20 protein-coding genes are annotated in these 19,364 nt (G+C 74.3%); 12 read left to right on the top strand and 8 right to left on the bottom strand.

Annotated features, from left to right (window positions below):
- Nucleotides 1-109 precede the first annotated feature (109 nt).
- Both glgX and KDL28_RS03680 read right to left on the bottom strand, forming a co-directional pair.
- The gene (gene glgX / locus KDL28_RS03685; RefSeq protein ID WP_252435747.1) at nt 110-2,212 is read right to left on the bottom strand and encodes a glycogen debranching protein GlgX; all 2,103 of its coding nucleotides are present in this window, start codon (nt 2,210-2,212) and stop codon (nt 110-112) included.
- Nucleotides 2,213-2,331: 119 nt separating this feature from the next.
- Complete coding sequence (locus KDL28_RS03680) at nt 2,332-3,255, bottom strand: MerR family transcriptional regulator (protein ID WP_252435746.1); 924 nt, start codon at nt 3,253-3,255, stop codon at nt 2,332-2,334.
- Nucleotides 3,256-3,485: 230 nt separating this feature from the next.
- Between KDL28_RS03680 and KDL28_RS03675 the strand changes: the two genes are divergently transcribed.
- Nucleotides 3,486-4,082 carry an HtaA domain-containing protein gene (locus tag KDL28_RS03675; protein WP_252435745.1) on the top strand — a complete coding sequence of 199 codons (597 nt, stop codon included), beginning with the start codon at nt 3,486-3,488 and terminating at the stop codon, nt 4,080-4,082.
- 57 nt (nt 4,083-4,139) lie between these two features.
- Here the strand turns inward: KDL28_RS03675 and KDL28_RS03670 are convergent, their stop codons facing one another.
- The gene (locus KDL28_RS03670) at nt 4,140-4,727 is read right to left on the bottom strand and encodes a helix-turn-helix domain-containing protein (RefSeq protein ID WP_252435744.1); all 588 of its coding nucleotides are present in this window, start codon (nt 4,725-4,727) and stop codon (nt 4,140-4,142) included.
- 59 nt (nt 4,728-4,786) lie between these two features.
- Between KDL28_RS03670 and KDL28_RS03665 the strand changes: the two genes are divergently transcribed.
- From KDL28_RS03665 to KDL28_RS41305, 6 genes are all read left to right on the top strand, one after another.
- Nucleotides 4,787-5,956, top strand: a complete 1,170-nt coding sequence (locus KDL28_RS03665; RefSeq protein ID WP_252435743.1) for a benzoate/H(+) symporter BenE family transporter — start codon at nt 4,787-4,789, stop codon at nt 5,954-5,956.
- Nucleotides 5,957-6,090: 134 nt separating this feature from the next.
- Nucleotides 6,091-6,975 (top strand): dihydropteroate synthase, encoded by an 885-nt coding sequence (gene folP, locus KDL28_RS03660; protein ID WP_252435742.1) that lies wholly within the window; start codon nt 6,091-6,093, stop codon nt 6,973-6,975.
- On the top strand, nt 6,972-8,381 hold the full coding sequence (locus tag KDL28_RS03655) for a bifunctional folylpolyglutamate synthase/dihydrofolate synthase (RefSeq protein ID WP_252435741.1): 1,410 nt from the start codon (nt 6,972-6,974) through the stop codon (nt 8,379-8,381). The genes folP and KDL28_RS03655 overlap by 4 nt, the downstream gene beginning before the upstream one ends.
- Nucleotides 8,382-8,422: 41 nt before the next feature.
- The gene (locus KDL28_RS03650; protein ID WP_252435740.1) at nt 8,423-8,593 is read left to right on the top strand and encodes a hypothetical protein; all 171 of its coding nucleotides are present in this window, start codon (nt 8,423-8,425) and stop codon (nt 8,591-8,593) included.
- Nucleotides 8,594-8,613: 20 nt separating this feature from the next.
- Nucleotides 8,614-9,027, top strand: a complete 414-nt coding sequence (locus KDL28_RS41310; protein ID WP_252435739.1) for an ATP-binding cassette domain-containing protein — start codon at nt 8,614-8,616, stop codon at nt 9,025-9,027.
- Nucleotides 9,006-9,281, top strand: coding sequence for a hypothetical protein (locus KDL28_RS41305; RefSeq protein WP_308215920.1), 276 nt, complete (start codon nt 9,006-9,008; stop codon nt 9,279-9,281). Before KDL28_RS41310 ends, KDL28_RS41305 begins: the two co-directional genes overlap by 22 nt.
- 8 nt (nt 9,282-9,289) lie before the next feature.
- On the opposite strand, the gene KDL28_RS03635 is transcribed toward KDL28_RS41305, so the two are convergent.
- Nucleotides 9,290-9,907: a TetR/AcrR family transcriptional regulator gene (locus KDL28_RS03635; protein WP_252435738.1), complete on the bottom strand. Its 618-nt coding sequence runs from the start codon at nt 9,905-9,907 to the stop codon at nt 9,290-9,292.
- Nucleotides 9,908-9,975: 68 nt separating this feature from the next.
- Between KDL28_RS03635 and KDL28_RS03630 the strand changes: the two genes are divergently transcribed.
- The 3 genes from KDL28_RS03630 (at nt 9,976) to KDL28_RS03620 (ending at nt 13,654) form a co-directional block, all read left to right on the top strand.
- Nucleotides 9,976-10,740: an SDR family oxidoreductase gene (locus KDL28_RS03630; RefSeq protein ID WP_252435737.1), complete on the top strand. Its 765-nt coding sequence runs from the start codon at nt 9,976-9,978 to the stop codon at nt 10,738-10,740.
- 162 nt (nt 10,741-10,902) lie between these two features.
- Nucleotides 10,903-12,648, top strand: coding sequence for an acyclic terpene utilization AtuA family protein (locus KDL28_RS03625; protein WP_252435736.1), 1,746 nt, complete (start codon nt 10,903-10,905; stop codon nt 12,646-12,648).
- Nucleotides 12,649-12,751: 103 nt separating this feature from the next.
- The gene (locus KDL28_RS03620) at nt 12,752-13,654 is read left to right on the top strand and encodes an alpha/beta fold hydrolase (protein ID WP_252435735.1); all 903 of its coding nucleotides are present in this window, start codon (nt 12,752-12,754) and stop codon (nt 13,652-13,654) included.
- A 4-nt stretch (nt 13,655-13,658) separates the two neighbouring features.
- On the opposite strand, the gene KDL28_RS03615 is transcribed toward KDL28_RS03620, so the two are convergent.
- The 4 genes from KDL28_RS03615 to KDL28_RS03600 form a co-directional block, all read right to left on the bottom strand.
- Nucleotides 13,659-14,132: a pyridoxamine 5'-phosphate oxidase family protein gene (locus KDL28_RS03615; RefSeq protein WP_252435734.1), complete on the bottom strand. Its 474-nt coding sequence runs from the start codon at nt 14,130-14,132 to the stop codon at nt 13,659-13,661.
- A gap of 67 nt (nt 14,133-14,199) precedes the next feature.
- On the bottom strand, nt 14,200-15,708 hold the full coding sequence (locus KDL28_RS03610) for an AMP-binding protein (RefSeq protein WP_252435733.1): 1,509 nt from the start codon (nt 15,706-15,708) through the stop codon (nt 14,200-14,202).
- Nucleotides 15,709-15,754: 46 nt separating this feature from the next.
- Nucleotides 15,755-16,915 (bottom strand): DUF5938 domain-containing protein, encoded by a 1,161-nt coding sequence (locus KDL28_RS41300; protein WP_252435732.1) that lies wholly within the window; start codon nt 16,913-16,915, stop codon nt 15,755-15,757.
- Between the two features lie 2 nt (nt 16,916-16,917).
- The gene (locus tag KDL28_RS03600; protein ID WP_252435731.1) at nt 16,918-17,709 is read right to left on the bottom strand and encodes an SDR family NAD(P)-dependent oxidoreductase; all 792 of its coding nucleotides are present in this window, start codon (nt 17,707-17,709) and stop codon (nt 16,918-16,920) included.
- 130 nt (nt 17,710-17,839) lie between these two features.
- Here KDL28_RS03600 and KDL28_RS03595 point away from each other — a divergent pair, with 130 nt between their 5' ends.
- Both KDL28_RS03595 and KDL28_RS03590 read left to right on the top strand, forming a co-directional pair.
- Nucleotides 17,840-18,442 (top strand): TetR/AcrR family transcriptional regulator, encoded by a 603-nt coding sequence (locus KDL28_RS03595; RefSeq protein ID WP_252435730.1) that lies wholly within the window; start codon nt 17,840-17,842, stop codon nt 18,440-18,442.
- Between the two features lie 13 nt (nt 18,443-18,455).
- Entirely contained in the window at nt 18,456-19,148 is a 693-nt protein-coding gene (locus KDL28_RS03590; RefSeq protein WP_308215916.1) for a ThuA domain-containing protein, read from the top strand.
- Nucleotides 19,149-19,364: the final 216 nt, after the last annotated feature.

The following is a 19,364-nucleotide window of genomic DNA, read 5'->3' as shown; positions in this document are numbered from 1 at the left end:
CTTGCCCAACCTTGTCGGGCGAGAGTCACTTTCGCCCAGCCAGGTGGACGAGAGTCACTCTCGTCCAGCCCGGGTGAGCGAGTGGCGCGCTCGGGCGGCCACCCGTCGCCTACCCCTGCCCCTGCAGCACCACCATCGTGCGCGCCGGCACGTCGACCGCGACGCCGTCGATGTGTTCGCTGCCGTCGGCGGACGGGTCGGCGGTGTCGAGGGCTCGCCGCCAGTCCTTGCCGTAGTCGGCGCCGGGCAGGGTGAAGGTCTGCGGCTCGTGGTGGGCGTTGACGAGCAGCAGGAACGAGTCGTCCACGACCTGCAGGCCGAGGTCGTCGCGGTCGGGGATCCCGCGCCCGTTGAGGTAGATCGCCAGGGTCTGGGTGTGGTTGGCGTCCCAGTCCTGGTCGGTCATCGGTTGACCGTCGGGGCGCAGCCAGGCGATGTCGTCGATGCCGTCGCCGCGGAGGGGGCGGCCCTCGAAGAACCGCTGCCTGCGGAAGATCGGGTGCTCGGCGCGCAGCCGGGCCAGCCGCGCGGTGAAGGCGGTGAGCGTGCCCCGCTCGGCCGCGGCGTCCCAGTCGACCCAGCTGAGCTCGTTGTCCTGGCAGTAGACGTTGTTGTTGCCGCCCTGGGTGCGGCCCAGCTCGTCGCCGTGCGCGATCATCGGCACGCCCTGGGACAGCAGCAGGGTGGCGAGGATGTTGCGGGTCTGGCGCTCGCGCAGCTCGCGGATCCCCGGGTCGTCGGTCTCGCCTTCCACCCCGCAGTTCCACGAGCGGTTGTGGCTCTCCCCGTCGCGGTTGTCCTCGCCGTTGGCCTCGTTGTGCTTCTCGTTGTAGGAGACGAGGTCGCGCAGGGTGAAGCCGTCGTGCGCGGTGACGAAGTTGATCGAGGCGATGGGTCGGCGGTTGTCGGTCTCGTAGAGGTCCGATGAGCCGGTGAAGCGGGAGGCGAACTCGCCGAGGCTGGCGGGCTCGCCGCGCCAGAAGTCGCGCACCGTGTCGCGGTACTTGCCGTTCCACTCGGTCCACAGGGGAGGGAAGCCGCCGACCTGGTAGCCGCCTTCGCCGACGTCCCACGGCTCGGCGATGAGCTTGACCTGGGAGACCACCGGGTCCTGGTTGACCAGGTCGAAGAACGCGGCCAGCCGGTCGACCTCGTGGAACTCCCGGGCCAGCGACGACGCGAGGTCGAAGCGGAACCCGTCGACGTGCATCTCGGTCACCCAGTACCGCAGCGAGTCCATGATCAGTCGCAGCGACTCGTGGTGGCGGACGTTGAGGCTGTTCCCGGTGCCGGTGGTGTCGTAGTAGAACTTCTCGTCGCCCTCGACCAGCCGGTAGTAGGCCTGGTTGTCGATGCCGCGGAAGGACAGCGTGGGGCCCATGTGGTTGCCCTCGGCGGTGTGGTTGTAGACCACGTCGAGGATGACCTCGATGCCCGCCTTGTGCAGGGCGCGCACCATCGACTTGAACTCGTAGACCTGCTCGCCGCGGGTGCCGAAGCTGGCGTAGCCGTTGTGCGGGGCGAAGAACCCGATGGTGTTGTAGCCCCAGTAGTTCGACAGCCCCTTCTCCTCGAGCGTGGAGTCGTGCACGAACTGGTGCACGGGCATGAGCTCGACGGCGGTGACCCCGAGGTCGCGGAAGTGCTGGATCATCGCCGGGTGCGCGATGCCCGCGTAGCTGCCGCGCACGTCCTCCGGGACGTCCGGGTGGCGCATCGTCATGCCCTTGACGTGCGCCTCGTAGATGATCGACTCGTTGTAGGGGATGCGCAGCGGCTGGTCGTTCTGCCAGTCGAAGAACGGGTTGATCACCACGGACTTCATCGCGTGCGGCGCGGAGTCGTCGTCGTTGACCGAGTCGGGGTCGCCGAACCGGTACGCGAACAGCGACTCGTCCCAGTCGATGCGCCCGTCGACGGCCTTGGCGTAGGGGTCGAGCAGGAGCTTGGCCGGGTTGCAGCGCAGCCCGGCGGCGGGCTCGTAGGGCCCGTGCACGCGGTAGCCGTAGCGCTGTCCGGGCCACACGCGCGGCAGGTAGCCGTGCCACACCAGGCCGTTGCGCTCGGGGAGGTCGACGCGGGTCTCGGTGCCGTCGTCGTCGAACAGGCACAGCTCGATGCGCTCGGCGACCTCCGAGAAGATCGCGAAGTTGGTGCCGCCCCCGTCGAACGCCGATCCGAGCGGGTAGGGCGAGCCGGGCCAGATGTGCATCGAACCTCCACGAGGGGACGCCCGCGGGTCCGCGAGCACGTCTTTCTATCGGCTCGCGGGCCCGCCCGCTGAGTGGGCCGGGCCTGTCACCGCAGGTGTGTGGAAGCACTCCTCCGGGCTCAGCCGGTGCCGGCGCGCTCCACCTGGTCGGCCGCCTCGCTGAGCGTGTCGCAGCGCAGCACCTCGCCCGGGAGGTCCTGACCGGCCCAGCCCGGGCCGCCGACGATCCACCGGCACCCGGGGCGGGGGCGCGGGAGGTCGGTGAACAGCCCCTCGAGGTGCGGGCCGGGGCCGTGCGCCCACAGGAACACCGCGGCCGGTCCGGTGCGGTCCACGGCCGCGCGCAGCGACGCCTCCGGCAGCGCGGCGAGCGAGCGGGCGCCGACGCCGCGCTCGGCGACCACGGCGGCCAGCGCGGACAGGGGCAGGTGGTGCGCCTCGCCGGGCACGGCGGCCAGCAGGACCGGTCGGCCACTGCGGGTCACCGGCGCCCGGTCGACGACCCGGTGGAAGGCGCGCAGCAGGCACTCGCTGAGCAGGTGCTCGGTCTCCACACCGGTGGACGTGCGCTGCCACCGCTCGGCGATCGCGACGAGCACGGGGCGGGCGACCCCGTCCCAGGTGGCGGCGACGCCGAGCGCGGTGATCGAGTCGTCGAGGACGGCGTCGACCGCCTCCGCGTCCAGCGCGGACGCGGCCCGCCCGAGCCCGCGGACGCGGGGACCGGCGTCGGGCAGGCGCAGGCCGCGCCCGCCTTGCCGCCCGGAGGGCGGGGTGGGCTCCGTGGACGCGCCGAGTCCGGTGGCGAGTGCGGTGCGGGCGGCGTCGGCGGCGGACGCGCCGCGCACCATCGCGGCGTGCATCGCCTCCAGCCGGGCCACGTCCTCGGCGGTGTAGGCGCGGCGGGCCCCGCTGCTGTAGGACGACGGCCCGATCCCGTAGCGGCGGTGCCACGACCGCAGGGTCGCCGGCGCGACGCCGAGCCGGCGCGCGACCGCCGCGACGCCGAGCACGTCGTCCGCGCGCCCCTGTTCTCCCGGCACCTGTCCCGTCCCGTCCCGCCGCTGTCCCGTCGAGCCGGGCGGCCCGCTCGCCCAGTCTGCTCGGCCCGGTCCGGCGCACCCATGGTGACCCAGCGCGCCGCCAAGTGGTGCAAACGTTGTGCAACTCTTACGGTTGTCACTGGATCGGGTGACGGCGCCGCCGGCGCCCGGCCACGAGACCCACGGAGGAACCACCCATGTCGTTGCGCCGAGCTCTTCGCCTTTCCCTGGTGACCGTCGCGGTCGGGGCGGCTGGCCTGGCCGTCGCGACCCCCGCGACCGCGGCCACCGCCGCCCCCGCGACCGTCGCGGTCGCCCCCGCCACCGATCCGCACGAGCAGGGCGGTGCGGCCGATCTCCAGGGCGGGCGGACCACCCTGAAGCTCGACGAGGACACCGCGGCCCTGCTCGCCGACAACGGCGTGTCGGTCACCCCGACCGGCGACGCCCACGCCAAGGGCGGCCGGATCTCCTTCCCGGTCACCGGCGGGTCGCTCGACCCCGCCACCACGCTCGGGACCGTCGAGCACTCCGGCGGCCTGGAGTTCAGCGCCGGTGACGTGAGCCTGGGTGTCCAGGACTTCGTCATCGACACCGCCGAGGGCGTGCTCACCGCGCGCGTCAGCGGCACCGACACCCGCGTCCCGCTGCTCGCGCTGGACGCGTCCGAGGCCTCCGTCGAGGCCGACGACAAGGGCGTCACCGTGCGCGGGGTCAGCGCGACCCTGACCGCGGAGGCGGCGGCCGCGCTGAACGAGACGTTCGGCGTCTCGCTGTTCAGCGAGGGTGTCTCCATCGGCACGGCCAAGGTCGTGGCCTGCATCTGACCGCACGCACCGGAGGGGGTCACCGCACCGCGGTGGCCCCCTCCGCCGCGTCCGGGCTCAGCGGGGCGGAGCGGGGCGCGGGTAGCGGATCAGCAGGCTGGCCAGCACGTCGGCGTCGCCGAGCGCCGCGTAGCCGTGCGGCGCGTCGGCGCGCCACTCCGCGTGCTCGCCCGGCCCGACGAGCAGCGGCCCGTCCAGCGGGCCGGTGCGCAGCCGCCCGGCGAACACCGTGACGTGCTCGGTGACCCCGTCGTGGTGGGCGGGGGAGGTCTGGGCGAGCCCGGCGGGCACGCGCATCCGGTAGAGCTCGTAGGTCACCGGGCCGTCGTCGAAGACGCGCAGGAGCCGCATGTCGACGGCCGCGCCGCGGATCGCGCCCGCCGCGACGGCGCCGGGGTCGCCCAGCAGGGCGGTCAGGGGCAGGCCGAGCGCCGCGGCGACGGACTGCAGGGTCTCCAGGGTCGGGTTGCGGGTGCCGGTCTCCAGGCCCGACAGCGTGGCCTTGCCCACGGACGCCCGGCGGGCCAGCTCGGACAGCGAGATCCCGCGCTCCTCGCGCAGGGCGCGCACCCGCGGGCCGACCCCGGCGCCGCCGCCGGCGAGGGCGGGCGGGGCGGGGCCGCTGGTTGTCGGCGGGGGCTGCACGGGGCTATCGTCCACCTCTGCTCGACCGTTCCGTTTACGGAACGCTAGGAGGGGTTCTCGTGCGGTGGCAACCGGTGCTGGCCGGGGTGGTGGCGGCGCTCGTGGGGTTCGCCAGCACGTTCGCCGTGGTGCTGACGGGCCTGCGAGCCGTCGGCGCCGACCAGCGGCAGGCCGCGTCGGGGCTGCTGGCGGTCTGCCTGGCCGGCGCGGTCGTGGCGGTCGTGCTGGGGCTGCGCCACCGCGTGCCCATCAGCATCGCCTGGTCGACCCCGGGAGCGGCGCTGCTGATCGCGGCCGGCGCCCCGCCGGGCGGGTTCCCGGCGGCGGTCGGGGCGTTCCTGCTGTGCGGCGCGCTCATCGTGCTGGCGGGGCTGGTGCCCGTCCTCGGGCGCCTGATCTCCGCCATCCCGGCGCCGGTGGCCGGGGCGATGCTGGCCGGGGTGCTGCTGCCGCTGTGCCTGGCCCCGGTGCGGGCGCTGGCCGAGGTGCCCGCGCCGGCCGCGCCGGTGATCGGGGTCTGGCTGCTGGTCGGGCGGTTCGCCACGCCGTGGGCGGTGCCCGCGGCGCTGGCCGTGGCCGTCCCGCTGGTGCTGCTCACCGGCCCCGCCCCGGCGGCGGGCGGCGCCGACGCGGCCCCGGCGCTGGTCTGGACGACCCCGGTGCTCGACCCCGCCACGCTGGTCAGCGTGGGGCTGCCGCTGTTCCTGGTCACCATGGCCGCGCAGAACGTGCCCGGGATGGCGGTGCTGGCCCAGTTCGGCTACCACCCGCCGCTGCGCCCCGTCCTGGTCGCCACCGGTCTGGCCACGATGGCCGGCGCCCCGGCCGGCGGGCACGCGGTCAACCTGGCCGCGATCAGCGCGGCGCTCTCCGCCGGACCGGACGCCGGCCCCGACCCGAGCCGGCGCTGGCTCGCCTCGGTGACCAACGGGATCGGGCTGGGGCTGCTCGGGCTGGCCGCGGGCCCGGCGACCGCGCTGCTGCTGGCCTCGCCCCCGGTGCTGGTCGAGGCCGTCGCCGGACTCGCCCTGCTGGGCGCGCTGGGCGGCGCCATCACGTCGGCCACCGCCGAGCCGGACGGGCGCGAGGCCGCGGTGGTCACGTTCGTGGTGACCGCGGCCGGGGTCGGCTTCCTCGGCGTGGGCGCGGCGTTCTGGGGGCTGCTCGCGGGCACGGTGTTGACCCTGCTGAACCGGCGCCGGAAGCCGGCCGCCGCACCGCGGGCCTGACCGGGAGGTCCCGCCTACGTCAATGGTCGCAGCCGCGTCCCGACGGGTGACCGGGCCGAGACCGGTCATGCGCGAGATGGCGGTGGGCGCGCCCGTGATTAGCGTCGACGGTCGACCCCGAGGAGCGGCCCGTGATGCTCGGCGACCCCAGCGACCGGTGCCTCGTCATGGGCGTGGTCAACGTGACCCCCGACTCCTTCTCCGACGGCGGCCGCTACGCCACCACCGCGGCGGCCGTGGAGCACGGCAGGCGGCTGTGGGCGGCCGGAGCCGACTGCGTCGACGTCGGGGGCGAGTCCACCCGCCCCGGTGCCGGCCGGGTGGACCCGGAGCGGGAGCTGGCCCGGGTGCTGCCGGTGGTGGCCGCGCTGGTCGCCGACGGCGTCGCGGTGAGCGTGGACACCACCAGGGCCCGGGTCGCCGCGCGGGCGGTCGAGGCGGGCGCGGTGCTGGTCAACGACGTCAGCGGCGGACGGGCCGATCCGGACATGGGGGCGGTCGTGGCCGGCACCGGGGCGGCGTGGGTGCTCACCCACGCCCGCGGCGACAGCCGCGACATGTACGCCGCGGCCGCCTACGACGACGTCGTCGGCGAAGTCGCCGCCGAACTGCTCGCCCGGGTCGACGACGCGCTGGCCGCGGGCGTCGACGCCGCCCGGCTGGTCGTGGACCCCGGGCTCGGCTTCGCCAAGCTCCCCGCGCACAACTGGACGCTGCTGGCGCACCTGGACCGGCTGGTGGGGCTGGGGTTCCCGGTGCTGGTGGGCGCGTCGCGCAAGCGGTTCCTGGTCGGGGCGCTGCCGCCGGGCTCGGACGAGCACCCGCCCGAGCGGCGCGACGCGGCCACGCTCGCCACCACCGTCCTCGCGGCCAGGGCCGGGGCCTGGGGCGTGCGGGTGCACGACGTCGGGCCCTCGGCCGACGCGGTGCGGGTGGTGGCCGCGCTGGGCCCGCAGGCGGGCGCGCCCCGGGTGGAGCCCGGGGTGCGGGTGCCCGCCGCCGTCCCGGCGGTCCGGTGAGCGGGCTCGCGGGCGGGCCGTCGACGAGCGCCCCCGTCCGCCCCGCACCCGGTCCCGGCCCCGCCGACCCCGCCGACCTCGCCGAGGTCGAGCGCGCCCTGCTGGCCCGCTGGCCGGAGAACCGCCTGGAGCCCAGCCTCGACCGCATCAGGGCGGTGGTGGCGGCGCTCGACCACCCGCAGCGCGCGCTGCCGGTCGTGCACGTGACCGGGACGAACGGCAAGACCACCACCGCCAGCATGATCGACGGGCTGCTCCGCGCGTCCGGGCTCTCGGTCGGCCGCTTCACCAGCCCGCACCTGGAGTCGGTCCGCGAGCGCATCGTCGTCGACGGCGAGCCCGTCGACGAGGCCCGGTTCGTCGAGGTATACCGACTGGTCCGCCCGGCGCTGGAACGGGTCGACCGGGCCGGGGCGGTGCCGGTGTCGTTCTTCGAGGCGATCACCGCGATGGCGGTCGTCGCGTTCGTCGGGGCGGGGGTCGACGTGGCGGTGGTCGAGGTCGGCATGGGCGGCTCCTGGGACGCCACCAACGTGCTCGACGGCGAGGTGGCGGTGCTCACCCCGATCGCCCTGGACCACACCGAGTACCTCGGCCCGGACGAGGTGGCGATCGCGGGGGAGAAGGCCGGGATCATCAAGGCGGGGGCCACCGCGGTGCTCGCCGCGCAGCTGCCGGAGGTCGAGCGGGTCGTGCACCGGCGCGCGAGCGGCGTCGGGGCGCGCGTGCGCGCCGCCGCCGACGCCGTCGAGCTCGTCGCCCGCGCCGCGGACCCCGACGGCCAGACCCTGCACCTGCGCACCGGCTCCGTCGACCTGCCCGGCCTGCGGCTGCCGCTGCTCGGGGCGCACCAGGGCGAGAACGCCCGGGTCGCGATGGCCGCTGTCGAGGAGTTCCTGGCCCGCCGCGACGCCGGCCTCGACCCCGCCGCGGTGCGCCGCGCGCTGGCCGCGGTGGTCGCCCCCGGCCGGCTGGAGGTCGTGCGCCGCGACCCGCCGGTCCTGGTCGACGCCTCGCACAACCCGCACGGCATGGCCGTGACGGCCGCCGCGCTCGCCGAGGCGCGCCCGGCGACCCGGCTCGCCGTCGTCCTCGCCGTGCTGGAGGGCAAGGACGCCACCGGCATGCTGGAGGCGCTGCGGGGCTGCGCCGACCTGGTCGTGGTCACCACGAACGGGTCGCCGCGCTGCACCCGGCCCGCCGATCTCGCCGGGGTGGCCCGGGAGGTGCTCGGCGCCGACCGCGTGCTCGTCGAGCCGCACCTGGCCGCCGCGCTCGACCGCGCCCTGCGCTGGGCCCGCCCGGGCGGGGCGGGCGACCGCCCCGGGGTGCTCGTCACCGGGAGCGTGGTCACCGCCGGGCACGCCCGCACGCTGCTGCGCGGGCATCCGGGCGACCACTGGTAGGGCTTTGTTAGCTCGTGTTTGTCGAAGGTGCGTTGGCAGGTGTGGCAGACACCGGCACGGACGACGAGCAGTTGCTGGAGTTCGCGCAGGACTCGCTCTCCGGGGGCTCGGTCGCCCAGGTGCAGGCCGACCCGCTGGTCCAGGGGGTCCACCTCGGCCCCGGCTCGCGCACCGCCGAAGAGGCCGCGATCGTGCTCGGCGAGGGGGTCTGACGTGCTGCGCATGGAAGGACGTGGACATCGCCTACGGGCGCACCACGGTGGTGCACGACGTGAGCATCGAGGTGCCCGCCGACGGCGTCGCCGCCGTCATGGGGCACAACGGAGCGGGCAGGACCACCCTGCTCAGGGCGGCGGTCGGGCTGCTGCCGCGCGTCGGGCCGCATCCTGCTCGACGGCGAGGACGTGACGGCGCTGCCGCCCGACCGGCGGGTCCGCTGCGGCCTGGTCTACGTGCCGCAGGTCAGCAGTCCTCCGGGCAGCTGACCACCGCGGAGAACCTGCAGGTCGTCGCGGACGGGCGCAGCCGGGGCCCGGCGCTGGTCGACGAGGCGCTCGACCTGTTCCCGGCGCTGAAGGGGCTGGGTCGACGAGCCGGGCTGCTGTCCGGGGGCAGCGCCAGCAGCTGGCCATCGCCCGCGCGCTGATCACCGAGCCGCGGCTGCTCATCCTCGACGAGCCCACCGAGGGCATCCAGCCCTCGGTCGTCGCCGAGATCGAGCGGACCATCCTCGACCTGACCCGCCGGGGTGGGCTGTCGGTGCTGCTGGTCGAGCAGCACGTCGGCTTCGCCCTGGACGCCGCCGGGCGCTACTACGTGCTGGCCGCCGGCCGGATCAGGTCCGAGGGCAGCGGCGGCACCGGCGCCGCGACCGACGTCCGCACCGCCATGGCGATCTGACGGCGGGCTCAGTCGCCGGTGCCACCGCCGAAGGCGGCGGCGAGCGCATGCGCGATCAGGTCGGGCAGCTCGGTCCGGCCGTCGTCCTCGGCCCAGCGCACCAGCGCGGTGTGCATGGCGGCCAGGCAGGCGCTCGCCGCCGCTCGGGTGCGGAACGCCGCGTCGGGGTCGGCGCCATCGTCCCCGAGGGCCTCGACGATCGCCTGCTGCAGGGCGTAGTGGGCGTCCAGGTGCTTGGCCCGCAGGGCAGGCGTCGCGATCATGAGCCGGAGCCGGGCGAGCAGGAAGCGTTCCTCCGGTGAGTCGTGGCCGCGCGCGCCCCCGGTCAACGTCCTGGCCGAGTCGACGAGCGCGTCGCCGATGCGGCGGACCAGGGGCTGCGCCGCGGGCGACGCGGCGACCCGCTCGGCCACGAGCGGGCCGTGCCGGTCGACGAGCACCAGGTCCTCCTTGGTGGGGAAGTGCCGGTACACGGTCATCGGCGACACGCCCGCGGCCCCGGCGACGTCGGTGACCGTCGTGGCGTCGTACCCGCGCTCGGTGAACAGCCGCACCGCGTGCGCCTGGATCGAGCGCTGCGTCTCGGCCCGCCGTTGCGCTCGCAGCGTCGGGGAGCGGTCGACCATGTGGTAGACACTACCGTGGTGAGAGTGACTACCACATTGGTAGCGACTAACAGGGGGACACGGTGGGCATGGGTGAACTGACCGGCAGGACGGCTCTGGTGACGGGAGCGTCGCGCGGCATCGGACAGGCGATCGCGACCCGGCTGGCGGCGAAGGGGGCGGTGGTCGTCGTGCACTTCGGCACGGACGAGGCCGGGGCGACGGCGACGGTCGCGGAGATCGAGCGCGGTGGGGGAACCGCGCACGCCGTCCGGGCGGAGCTGGGCGTGGACGACGACGTCGAGACGCTGTTCGCCGGGGTCGAGGCCCGCCTGGCCGGGCAGCCGCTCGACGTCCTCGTCAACAACGCGGCGGCCGCGCCCGCCGGCCCGCTCGCCGCCACGACGCGGGCGCAGTTCGACCACCTCTTCGCGGTGAACGTGCGGGCGCCGTACTTCACCATCCAGCGGGCGCTGCCGCTGCTGCGCGACGGTGGCCGCATCATCACGATCTCGTCGGTGGCGACCCGGATGGCCAACCCCGGCCAGACCTCGTTCGCCATGACGAAGGGTGCGGTCGAGACGATGAGCACGACGTTGGCCAACGAGCTCGGGGCCCGCGGGATCACGGTGAACGCCGTCGCCCCCGGTGCCACCCGGACGGCGACCAACGCCGCGGCCTTCGCGGCGGCCGGCCTGGCCGAGGCCATCGCCGCGATGACGGCGCTGGATCGGCTGGGCGGAGCCGACGACGTCGCCGACGTGGTCGCGTTCCTCGCCTCCGACGCCGCCCGCTGGATCACGGGCCAGGTCATCGACGCGAGTGGCGGCCTCTTCCTCGGTCCGCGCGTCTGATCGCGACCTGGCCCCGCGCGCGCCTCTCCGGTTCGGCGTCCTGCCCCGCAGGGGGCACCGGCCGTCGCCGAGATCGAGCGCACCATCCTCACCCCGCTTCTGACGGAACGTTCGATCAGCTGGCCTATGGCCCTGGGTGGCCCGGTTTCCTAGCGTGGGGGCATGAGTGCGCGCCCCGTGCGGATCGCCAACGTCTCCGGCTACCTCGGCGACCGGGTCACGGCCGTCGACGAGGCCATGGCGGGCGACCCGGTCGACGTCCTGATGGGCGACTACCTGGCCGAGGTCACCCTGGCCGCGCTGGCCGCGGCGGCCGGGAGGGGCAGGCCGGGGTGGGTGGGTTACGCGCTGGACCAGCTGGTACCGCACCTGCCCGAGATCGCCCGGCGCGGCATCAAGGTGGTCACCAACGCCGGCGGGTTCGACCCGGCCGGCATGGCCGCCGCGGTGCGGGAGAAGGTCGTCGAGGCGGGGTTGGCCCTGCGGGTGGCCCACGTGGGGGGCGACGACGTGGCGGCCAGGTTGGGCGAGTTCCACGCCGAGGGGCACGCGCTGGAGAACCTCGACACCGGCGAGCCCATCAAGGACTGGGGCGTCGAGCCGGTGGCGGCGAACGCGTACCTGGGCGGGTTCGGCATCGCGGCCGCGCTGGCCGCGGGCGCGGACATCGTCGTCGCGGGCCGGGTCACCGACGCGTCGCTGACCGCCGGGCCCGCGGCCTGGTGGCACGGCTGGACCCCGGACGACGTCGACGCGCTCGCCGGCGCGGTCACCGCCGGGCACGTCATCGAGTGCGGGGCGCACGCCACCGGCGGCAACTTCTCCGGCTTCCGCTCGGTGCCCGGGATGGTGCGGCCGGGGTTCCCGATCGCGGAGGTCGCCGCGGACGGCAGCAGCGTCATCACCAAGCACGCCCGCGACGGCGGGATGGTCACCGTCGACACGGTGACCGCCCAGCTGCTCTACGAGATCCAGGGCCCGCGCTACCTCAACCCCGACGCCACGGTGCACCTGGACACGGTGCGGCTGGAGCAGGTGGGCCTCGACCGCGTGGCGATCGGTCCGGTCACCGGGTCCCCGCCGCCGCCGACGGCCAAGGTCGCGGTGTTCGCCCCCATCGGCTACGAGATCTCCACGATGCTGTTCTGCACCGCGCCGGACGTGGCCGGGAAGGTGGAGCTGCTGCGGGCGCAGCTGCGCGACCGGCTCGAGGGCCACGTCGACCAGCTCGACATCACCCCGCTCGGGGTGGCCGCGGTCGACCCGGCCAGCCAGTGGGAGGCCACGGTCCCGATCCGGGTGATCGCCACCGCGCGGCGCCCGGAGCCGCTGCTGCGCTTCGCCCCCGCCGTCGGCTCGCTGTACCTGCAGGGCTTCCCGGGCTTCCACCACGACGGGCACGCGCCGCGGGCCACCGAGCCGTGGCCGCGGATGGACTACTGGCCCGCGCTGCTGCCCGCCGAGCTGCTCGACCACCACGTCGTGCTCGACGACGGCACCCGGATCGAGGTGCCGGTCGCGTCGCGCACCGCCACGCCCGAGGAGCTGGCCCAGCCTGCGCACCCGGAGGCGTCCGGCCCGGCCCCGGACGGCCCGGTGATCGAGCTCGGCGAGCTGGCCCACGCCCGGGCCGGCGACAAGGGCGGGAACTCGAACGTCGGGGTCTGGGTGCCCGACCCCGCCCACTGGGAGTGGCTGCGGGCCGCGCTGTCCACGGAGCGGGTGAAGCGGCTGCTGCCCGAGGCGGCCGGCCGGATCGTCCGCCACGAGCTGCCGCACCTGCGCGCGGTGCACCTCGTGCTGACCGGCCTGCTCGGCAGCGGCGGTTCCTCCAACCTGCGGGTCGACCAGATCGGCAAGTCGGTGGGGGAGTACCTGCGGGCCAAGCACGTGCCCGGACCCGGGTAGGCCGTCTGACCGCCTCTGTGCGGGAGTCGACGGACCCTATTTGCGAACGGCGTACGCGATCAGGTAGCGTCGATCGCGAACAACGATCGCGAAGAGGTGCGGGATGGGAACTCGGTACGCGCCCAACGGCGACGTCCGGATCGCCTACGAGGACCTGGGCGGGGCGGGTGGTGATCCGTTGCTGCTCGTGATGGGCCTGGGCGCGTCCCGGGCGTGGTGGCCGGCGGGGTTCGTCTCGGCGCTGGTCGAGGCGGGCTTCCACGTCGTCGCCTACGACCAGCGCGACTCCGGCCAGTCCACGCACTTCACCGACGCCGAGAAGGTCAGCCCCTTCGCCGGCCTGCTCCGTCGGCGCCCGGTCGCCTACACGGCCGAGGACATGACCGACGACGCCGTCGCGGTGCTCGACGCGCTGGGCTGGGGTTCCGCGCACCTGTTCGGCCACTCGCTGGGCGGGCTGATCACCCAGCGCATCGCGTTGCGCCACCCCGACCGGGTCCGGACGATCACCGTGTCCGCGGCGATGCCCAGCGACGCCGGCGGCCTCGCCCAGCTCCGCCACATCCGGCTGGGCTTCGTGATCTGGGCGGCGCGCCTGACGGCCCCCGAGGGTCCGGAGGGCGACCTCGCGGTCGGGTTGGCGATGGCCAGGCGGATCTCCTCGCCGGGTTACCCGTTCGACGAGTCGCTCGCGCGCGCCGCCATCGAGCGCGAGACCGCGATGTCCCGCGGCATCCGGGACGCCGCCGCGATGGGCCGCCAGACCGGCGCGCCCTGGAGCGGCGGGCGGCTGGCGGAGCTGCGCGTCCCGACGTCGGTCCTCTACGGCGAGCAGGACCCGATCGGCCGGCCGTCGGCCGCGCGAGCGACGGCGCGAGCCATCCCGGGGGCCCGGCTGGTGCCGCTGCCCGGGGTCGGTCACGACCTGCCCCGGGAGATCTGGCCCCGGATCGTCGACGAGGTGCGGACCCTGGCCGGGCGGGCCGGGGCGGAGGCGGCGCCCTGACCGGCTAACCGCTCACCTCGACCCGTCCGTCGTGCTCGTCGAGGACGTAGACCCGCGACGCCCTGGCCCGGTAGAGCCGGAACTGCGACGCCCCGACGACCCTCTGCTCGTCCCACGAGCCGATGCCCTGCTCCCGCGCGCGCTCGTTGTAGACCGCGAGCGCGGCAGCCCGCTCGTCGGGGCCGACCTCCTCGGCCTCGGCCTCCGCGTAGACCGCCGCCGCCCCGCCCACCGCCACCGTGGAGTCGAAGACGGCGATGCCGACCGCGGGTCGGCCGGCGATGTTGCGGGAGTGCCGGGCCCCCGGGCGCGACACCCAGACGAACTCGGCGCAGTCGCGGTCGGCGAACCACACGGGGGTGGCCCACGGCCGCCCGTCGCCGTCGGCGGTGGCCAGGGTCATGTAGGTGTTCGCGGCCACCACCCGGCGCGCCTCCGCCGCCGCCGTGCCCGCGTCCACGCTCTCCGCGACCGCCATGTACTGCCTCCCCGCGCCGAAGGTGCTGTTGCGGGGTCAGACACCCCCGGCCGGGGGATCTCATCGGTCAGCTGGAGCGCAGCTTCTCCTTGATGGCGGTCTTGAGGACCTTCCCGACGGTCGAGCGGGGCAGATCGGGCCAGATCAGCACCTGCTTGGGCGCCTTCACGCTGCCGATCCTGGTCTTCACCGCGGTGATCAGCTCGGCCTCGTCGGCCGTGGAGTCCGGGTGCAGCTGCACGACGGCGACCACCCGCTCGCCCCACTTGTCGTCGGGCACGCCGACGACGCCGCAGTCGCGGACGTCCGGGTGGGTCATGAGGGCCTGTTCGACCTCGGCCGAGTACACGTTGAAGCCTCCGGTGATGATCATGTCCTTGGCCCTGTCGACGACGAACAGGTAGCCGTCGGCGTCGAGGTAGCCGATGTCGCCGGTGTGGTGCCAGCCGAACCGCGAGGCCTCGGCGGTGGCCTCCGGGTCGCGGTAGTAGCCCGTCATCACCAGCGAGCCGCGCACGACGATCTCGCCGCGCTCACCGGGCGCCAGCAGCCGCCCCTCGCCGTTCATGATCCCCACGGTGACCAGCGGGGTGGGGCGCCCGGCCGCGGTGAGCCGCTCGTGGGCGACGGTTCCGTCGGGTCGGAAGTGCTCGGCCGGGGCCATCGTGGAGATCATCATCGGGGCTTCGGACTGGCCGAAGAGCTGCCCCATGACCGGGCCGATCGCGGTCAGCGCCTGTTCGAGCCGCGTCGGTGAGATCGGCGCTGCGCCGTACCAGAAGCACTGCAGCGACGACAGGTCCGTGCGCGGCAGGTCCTCGTGGTCGAGCAGTTGGTAGATCACAGTCGGGGGCAGGAAGGTGTGCGTGACCCGGTGCGCGGGCACGTTCGCCAGGAACGCCCCGGTGTCCGGGGCCGCCATCACCACGATCCGCCCGCCCAGGGCCATCACCGGGAAGCACAGCACGCCGGCGGCGTGGGTGAGCGGGGCCATGGCCAGGTACACCGGCCTGCCCCGGAACGGGTAGCTCATCAGCACGATCGCCGTCATCGTCTCGATCGTGCGGTCGCTGAGCTGCACGCCCTTGGGGCGCCCGGTGGTGCCCCCGGTGCCGACGATCATGACGGTGTCGTCGGGCGGAGTGGCGCCGTACTCGGTCCGCTCGCCGGCCGTCCAGGTTCCGATGTCGGCCAGTGGCACGATGGTGCGCAGCCCCGGCAGCTGCGGGGCGATGGCCTCCACCAGCTCGGCGTAGGCCGCGGAGTGGAACAGCGCGACGCAGTCGAACAGCTCCAGCAGCTCGCGGTTCTCCGCGGCGGCGTTGCGCGGGTTGATCGGCACCCACACCGCGCCGCGGCGGGCGATGCCGAACACCGTGGCGAAGGCGACCGGGTCGTTGCCCGACAGCACGGCGACCTTGTCGCCCGCCCGCACGCCCTCCCTGGCCAGCGCCGCGGCGACGGCGTGGCTGTGGTCGACGACGTCGTCGTAGCTCAGGGTCAGCCCATCGCTGACCAGACAAGGGGCGTCGCCGCCCAGCGACGCACCCTTGTCCAGGTAGGCGGTCAGGGCCACGCCGCCCCCTCCGACGGCCGCCCCACCACCACGTGCGGGACCGGTCTCACGCGTGCGCCTCCACGACCGGGTTGAGCACCAGCCCGAAGTTGCGCAGCACGCCCAGCAGCTCCCGGTGCCCGAACGCCTGGCAGGCCGAGGCGAACCCGGCCCGGCGGGGCGGCTGCTGCAGCAGCGAGTACGCGCAGTAGGCCTGCAGCAGGCCGGTCTGCTTGTAGTTGGAGTTGCCGTGGATGGTCACGTGCACGCGCCCGAGGGGACCGGACGCGTGCACGGAGTCGATGGAGGTGTTGACCCGCGGGTTCTCCCGCGGCGGCATGTCGGCCTGCAGGCCGGCGGCGATCTCGGACAGCGCGGCCTCCTGGCCGGCCCGGTCGAGCGGGCGGATCTGGTCCTCGAACATCCCGGTCGTGGCCACGACGCCGTCCATGACCGCGCGGTCCATGACGCCGCCGGTGACCAGGCAGGTGGCGACCCGGGGGTCGTCCTTGAACCAGACCGGGTGCAGCGTGCCGCCCCACGGCACGGTCAGCGCGGTGCCGTGCTGGCCGGGCACCACGCACTCGCGCGTGGCCCGGTGGTCCCACGCGACGTACTCGTTGTTCTGCAGGTGGAACCAGTCGGCCTTGAGGATCGTGAAGATCGTCTGGGTGGAGGCGTAGGTCGGGAAGCCCTTCCAGAGCACCAGCATGTCCAGCGTGTCGAGCCCGGGCGCGGTCTCCAGCGCGATGTTCGCCGCGATCTCGCCGGTGGTGTACATCTGCGCGACCCCGGGGGAGAGCAGCAGGCCGGCCTCGCGGAAGGCGGCCCCCCACCGCTTCTGCGCGTCCAGCGCCCAGTCCTGCTCGCCGGTGGTGTCCAGGTAGTGGCAGCCCGCGGCCAGGCTCGCCTCGACGACCTCGGGCCCGAGCTTGATGAACGGCCCGACGGTGTTGCACACGACCGAGGCGCCCTCGAAGAGCCGGGTCAGCGACTCCACGTCGTGGCCGACCTCGACGACGTCGTGCGCGACGGTGTCGATGCCGGGGATCCGGTCGACGACCTCCTGCACCTTCTTGCCGTCTCGGCCCGCCGCGATGAACGGCACGTGGTACTCGCGCAGGTACTCGCAGATCAGCCGGCCGGTGTAGCCGGAGACCCCGTAGACGACGACGGGCTTGGCGCTCGGTCCGACTGGTGCCGATGGTTCGCTCGCGGGCTCGCTCACGGTCACATGCCCATCCCGCCGTCGACCGGCAGGCCGACGCCGTTGACGAACCGGGACGCGTCGGAGGCCAGGAAGACCACCGCGTCGGCCATGTCGGACACCTCGCCCAGGCGCCCGGACGGGGTGAGCTCGACGACCGCGGCGACGGCGGCGTCCGGGCTCTCGAACAGGCCCAGGCCGGAGGTCTCCACGGCCAGCTTCACGCCCATGTCGGTGGCGACGAGCCCGGGGTAGATGCAGTTGACCCGCACCCCGTAGCCGAGCTTGCCCGACTCCATCGCCGCGACCCGGGTGAGCCGGTCGACCGCGGACTTGGTGGCCGAGTAGCCGGCGATGGCCGGGAAGGCGATGGTGGCCGCGACCGAGGCCACGTTGATGATCGCGCCGCCGTCGCCGGCGGCGCCGCCGGGGCGCATGGCCCGCAGCCCGTGCTTGATGCCGAGCATCGTGCCCAGCACGTTGACGTCGAGCATCTTGCGGATGTCGTCGGGGTCGGTGTCCACGATCAGCTGGGTGACCTCGATGCCGGCGTTGTTGACCACCACGTCGAGCCCGCCGAGCTCGCGCACGGTGTGCGCGACGGCGTTCTCCCAGGCCGCGTCGTCGGTGACGTCCAACTCGACGAAGCCGCCGCCCTCCAGACCCGCGGCGGTCTGCTCGCCGACGTCCTTGAGCACGTCGGCGATCATCACCCGGGCCCCCGCCGCGGTCAGCGCCTGTGCCATGCCTGCGCCCAGGCCGCGTGCGCCGCCGGTGACGAGCGCGCGCCTCCCCGCCAGATCGAACGGACTCATCCGTGCCCCTCTCGTCATCGCCGGTGATGTCGCCTGTGATGCGGAGCACCACCGTGGAGGAGTTCTGGACGAGTGTCAAGAATTGTCTGGACGAGTGTCCAAACGGGTGGGGTCGGTTAGCCTGGCCGAGATGACAGCCACCGTCGGACGGGCCGACAAGTTCGAGGAGCGCCGCCGCGAGCTCGCGGACGCGGCGCTGCAGACCCTGTCCGAGCTCGGCTACGCCCGTACGAGCCTGCGCGAGATCGCACAGCACACCTCCTTCTCGCACGGCGTGCTGCACTACTACTTCCGCGACAAGGTCGAGCTCATCACCTACTGCGTGCGCCGGTACAAGTCGGTGTGCGTGCAGCGCTACGACGAGGTCGTCGCGGCCGCCCGCACCGGCGAGGAGCTCTCCGCCGGGTTCGCCGAGGCCATGGCCGGCACCCTCGTCGCCGACGCCCGCATGCACCGGCTCTGGTACGACCTGCGCTCCCAGTCGCTGTTCGAGCCCGCCTTCCGCGACGACGTCCGCGAGATCGACGCCATCCTCGAGGACATGATCACCCGAGTCGTCGGCCGCTACGCCGAGCTCGTCGACGGCGTCCCCGCGCTGCCGTTCACAGCGGCCTACGCCTGCTTCGACGGCCTGTTCCAGCAGGCCCTCCTGCGCCACCTGTCCGGGGTGGAGCCGGCCCCCGCCCGGCTGCACGACGATGTGGAACGACTACTGGCACTGGTCACGAACTGAGCGGAGGGCGTAAGTGGGGGAACGGCAGGCACTGGTAGTGCGCGGGGGGTGGACGGGGCACCACCCGGTGGAGGCCACCGACATGTTCCTGCCGCACCTGCGGGCCAACGGCTTCGACGTCCGCGTCGAGGACTCGCCGGGGGTGTACGCCGAGGCCGACTACATGGCCGGTGTCGACCTCGTCGTGCAGTGCATGACCATGAGCACCATCGCCGACGACGAGCTGGCCGGCCTCACGGCCGCCGTGCGCGCCGGCACCGGACTGGCGGGGTGGCACGGCGGCATCGCCGACTCCTACCGCGCCTCCAGCGACTACCTGCACATGGTCGGCGGCCAGTTCGCCTGCCACCCGCCCAAGGCGCCCGACGAGCGCCGCGGCGAGCAGGCCGACTACTTCATCCCCTACCGGGTGCGGATGGTCCCGGGCGCCGAGCACCCGATCATCCGCGGCATCGACGACTTCGACCTGGTCACCGAGCAGTACTGGGTGCTCACCGACGAGTACGTCGACGTCCTGGCCACCACCACCCTCGATGCGCGCGAGTTCGACGCGTGGCACCGACCGGTGACCTCCCCGGCCGTCTGGACCCGCCGCTGGGGCCAGGGCCGGGTCTTCGTCTGCACGCCCGGCCACGACCTCGACGTCCTGCGCGTGCCGCAGGTCACGACGATCATCGAGCGCGGCCTGCTGTGGGCGGCCCGGTGAGTGAGCTTGCGAGCGAACCGTTGACGCAGTGCTTGCGCGAGGCGCCGGCCGAGCTTTGCGAGGGCGAGCGGTGAGTGAGCTTGCGAGCGAACCGTTGACGCAGTGCTTGCGCGAGGCGCCGGCCGAGCTTTGCGAGGCCGAGCGGTGAGTGAGCTTGCGAGCGAACCGTTGACGCAGTGCTTGCGCGAAGCGCCGGCCGAGCTCTGCGAGGCCGAG

Origin of the sequence: Pseudonocardia humida, assembly GCF_023898865.1 — a bacterium.
Classification (GTDB): domain Bacteria; phylum Actinomycetota; class Actinomycetes; order Mycobacteriales; family Pseudonocardiaceae; genus Pseudonocardia; species Pseudonocardia humida.
The sequence above is the reverse complement of the archived record's forward strand: the minus strand, read 5'-3'. Positions and strand labels throughout refer to the sequence as shown.